General features: G+C 69.2%; 2 protein-coding genes and 1 pseudogene. All 3 read right to left on the bottom strand.

Annotated features, from left to right (window positions below; translation table 11 throughout):
- Positions 1 to 369: 369 nt before the first annotated feature.
- Positions 370 to 1296 (bottom strand): SCO0930 family lipoprotein, encoded by a 927-nt coding sequence (locus ACFVYA_RS49725; RefSeq protein ID WP_387055648.1) that lies wholly within the window; start codon positions 1294 to 1296, stop codon positions 370 to 372.
- Positions 1297 to 1336: 40 nt separating this feature from the next.
- Positions 1337 to 2842, bottom strand: coding sequence for a DUF1996 domain-containing protein (locus ACFVYA_RS49720; protein ID WP_387055646.1), 1506 nt, complete (start codon positions 2840 to 2842; stop codon positions 1337 to 1339).
- 275 nt (positions 2843 to 3117) lie between these two features.
- Positions 3118 to 3377 (bottom strand): annotated as a pseudogene (locus ACFVYA_RS49715) (zf-HC2 domain-containing protein); the annotation flags it as partial.

Genomic DNA, 3377 nt, shown 5'->3' with positions numbered 1-3377 from the left:
GCCGCGCCCCGCGGGGGGCGGGGCCCACGCCCGGGGCGGCGGGGTGGGGGGGGTGAGGTGGAGGGAAGCGTCCACCGGACCGGGGCTCGGGGTGCGGAACGCGAGTTCCGCGATTTCCTGCGGTGAAACAACCGGCCCGGTGGACTAGGGGGGGTGAGGTGGAGGGGAAGCGTCCACCGGGCCGGGGCTCGGGTGCGGGAGGAGGTCCCGCGGGTTGAGTGCGGAACAAGTCCCGCGATCGGGGCGGGAGAGGTCCCGCGGGCTGGTGCGGGAGGAGGTCCCGCGGTTTTCGGGGTGGTGCAACCGGCCCGGCGGACGGGGGGGTGAGGTGGAGGGAAGTGTCCGCCGGGCCGGGGATCGTGGGGCGGGTCAGTACCCGCCGGAGGAGGTTGCCACTGCCTGCTGGACCGCCGGCCGGCGAGCCGGGTCCGCCTTGCAGCCGTTGGGTTCCAGTGCGTACCAGGTGCCGCCCGCGCCGTGGCCGGTTGCCGCTCCCGGCTCGTCGTCCGATGCGTACCGGTACACCGGCCAGCCGCCGACCGTCACCTGGCTCGTGCCGTCCGGCCGGCGGATGCGGCCGACCAGTCCGGCGTCGATGCCGTCGGCGACGGTGGTGCGGCCGTCGGCCTCCAGTGGTGGCCACTTCCGCGCGCAGGCCGCGTCGCAAGCGGACTTTCCGGAGTCCTTGCCGTCCTTGGTGAAGAGGTAGAGCGTGCGGCCGTCGGTGTCCGTGAGGACCGGCCCGAGGCCGTCGATCTCCGTCGTGCCGAGGGTCGGCGGCTCGGTGCCCGCCTTCTCCCCCGTCGGTGCGATCGCCGCCCAGTCCGCGGCGGCCGCCCGGCCGAGCGCGATGCCCGGCCCGGTGTCCTTCGCGTACCGGTAGACCGGCCAGCCGCCGACCGTCACCTGCTTGCGGCCGTCGGGCCGGGTGACCAGGCCGACCAGCGCGCTGTCCACCCCGGCGGCGACCACCGGGACGTCGGAAACCAGCGGCGGCCACGTCATCGCGCACGGACCGGCGCAGGTGGCTTTCGACGGCTTGGCCGTGTCCTTCGCGTAGCGGTAGAGCGTGTGCCCTTCCGCGTCGGCCAGTACGGTGCCCAGTCCGTCCACAGTGGAGGAAATCAGCTGGGCCGCGGAGCCGGCCGGGACCGCGCTCGCCGGCTGCTGCTGCGCCCCGAGCACCACCGGCTGGACGGCACCGGAGGTGGCGTACGGGTTGGTCCCGCAGGCCGCGACCAGCGCGAGTCCGGCAACGGTGATCGGTGCGGCGACAGCCGGGCGAGCACGGTTCATCGGAAGTTCTCCTTCCCGCGATACAGGTTGGCCGGGCGCGTTATTCCGCGCAGGCCTTGCCGGAGTTGATGCAGTTGACCAGGCGGCCCATGATCTGCTTGCTCATCACGTTCGCGAAGTCGTCGTGGTCGGACTTCGGGTTGTGCGCTTCCTGGGCGAACGCGTCCACTTTGTACTGCTTGTTCTGCTGGACGTCCTGCGGGACGTCGTACACCAGGGTGACCTGCAGCTGGGGCACGTTCTTGAACCCCTGCGGGCACTTGCCCTGCTGGTCGGCGAACACGATGTGGCTGCGGTGGTCCGCGCTGTCGGTGTTCTTGCCGTCCCAGCAGTTCGGGAAGGCGTGGATCCGCTCGACCTTGCTGCCCTGCGGGCAGATCGGGTACTTGTCGGTCAGCCGGTCCTCGAACCCGGTGCAGGTCCAGCTCGGCCGGGCGTTCTTCGGGCCGTTGGTGCTCTGCTTGGCGTCACCGTAGAGGATCTTCAGGCCGAGCGGCATCGCGACGACGTTCTGCGCGCCACCGCCGATGAACTTCAGCGTCGCGGACTCCGGCTCGATGATCTCGCCGTCGTTGTCGCCGACCTCTTCGTTCGCGCCCTGCGGACCGCCGAGCTCTTCCTGCGCGGCCTGGCCCTTGTTCTGGTCCTGGTTCTTGCCCTGCTGGTTCTGCTGGTTCTTGTTCTGGTCCTGCTGCTGGTTCTGCTGGTTCTTGTTCTGGTCCTGCTGCTGGTTCTGCTGGTTCTTGTTCTGGTCCTGCTGCTGGTTCTGCTGGTTCTTGTTCTGGTCCTGCTGCTGGTTCTGCTGCTGGTTCTTGTTCTGGTTGGTCTGGTTCTGGTCCTGCTGCTGGTTGTTCTGCTGCTGTTCGCGCTGACCGCGCTGCTGCTGACCGTCGTTCTGGTCACCCTGCTGCTGGGTGCCCAGCCCGGTCCGGCCGCCGCCCTGGCCCCGGCGCTCGCGCTGGTTCTGGTCCTGCGCGTCCTTCGCGTCCTGCGCGGTCTTGTCCTGCTGGACGTCGCCGGTCTTGCCCTGCTGCTCCTGCTTGGCCTTCTGGTTCTTGCTCTGGTTGGCCGCCTCGTCTTCGCGGTCGACGCGGATCACGGGCCAGAAGTACGCCGACTGGTCACCGTTCTTGCAGGTGGTGTCGCCGGCGAGCAGGCTCTTGAGGCTCGAATCGGCGTCGGTCGTCACGTTGCCGACGTAGTCGTGCAGGTGCTGGGCGCCGTTCTTGATCCCGGGCTGCGCGATGAAGTTGTCCGGGTTGTGGTGCGAGCCGTCCGCGTTCGTTCCACAGTCGACGGTGAAGGAGCCCTGGGCGCCCTTCTGCTTCAAGGCCGCGTTCACGTTGCTGCCGGCGGGAACCTTGTTGATGTCGATGAAGAACGACGGGTCCGCGGGGTCCGCGCTGGCTTCGCCCGTGCGCCCCGCGGAGACCGCCACGGCGAGTCCGCCGACGGCGATCGCCAGGCCGATCGCGCCCATCGCGATCTTGGTTCGGCGGGCAACGCGGTGCTTGCCCGTCACGGGGGACCGAGAATTCCGGGCCATAGACTAGTTCACCTCGTTCGTTATTCCGGGCGCGCGCCGATGAGCGCGGCAGCCCGGGCAAGAACTACCGTTGATTGAGCTTTGAGATCGCACGGAACCCGTTGGGGATGCTTGCGGTTCCGGCTGTCGGGATGCATCGGGGGATGCATTGGGGGATACGGACCTGAGCGGCCCGAGGTTCAAAAGCGACCGGCCCGTTATCTGTTCGTTATCTACGAGAGCGCAACCGGACCGCATTCACCCAGGTCACGGCGGTTCACCGAAAAGAAAGAGATTCAGCGCTGGACGACGACGAGGACGGTGCCGTCCTCGCCGCGCACCTCGAACCGGTTGATCTGGTCCATCGCCAAGGAGACCGAGCCCTGCAGCCGCAACGGCTCGGGCGAGCCGGGGATGCCGAACCCCTTGGGCGGCACCGACCAGCTGGAGACGACGCGCTCGGCACCGGTCGCCGGGACGGCGACCAGCTGGCACTTCACCGGTCCGACGATCCCGCGCAGCTCGAGCTCGACGCGGCTGCCCCACTCCACCGGCG

Origin of the sequence: Amycolatopsis sp. NPDC058278 (genome assembly GCF_042881395.1) — a bacterium.
Classification (GTDB): domain Bacteria; phylum Actinomycetota; class Actinomycetes; order Mycobacteriales; family Pseudonocardiaceae; genus Amycolatopsis.
The sequence above is the reverse complement of the archived record's forward strand: the minus strand, read 5'-3'. Positions and strand labels throughout refer to the sequence as shown.

What these genes read in the sequence shown, in the direction of transcription:
- ACFVYA_RS49725 (WP_387055648.1), bottom strand. Translation starts at nt 1,296, where the DNA reads ATGAACCGTGCTCGCCCGGCTGTCGCCGCACCGATCACCGTTGCCGGA.
- ACFVYA_RS49720 (WP_387055646.1), bottom strand. Translation starts at nt 2,842, where the DNA reads ATGGCCCGGAATTCTCGGTCCCCCGTGACGGGCAAGCACCGCGTTGCC.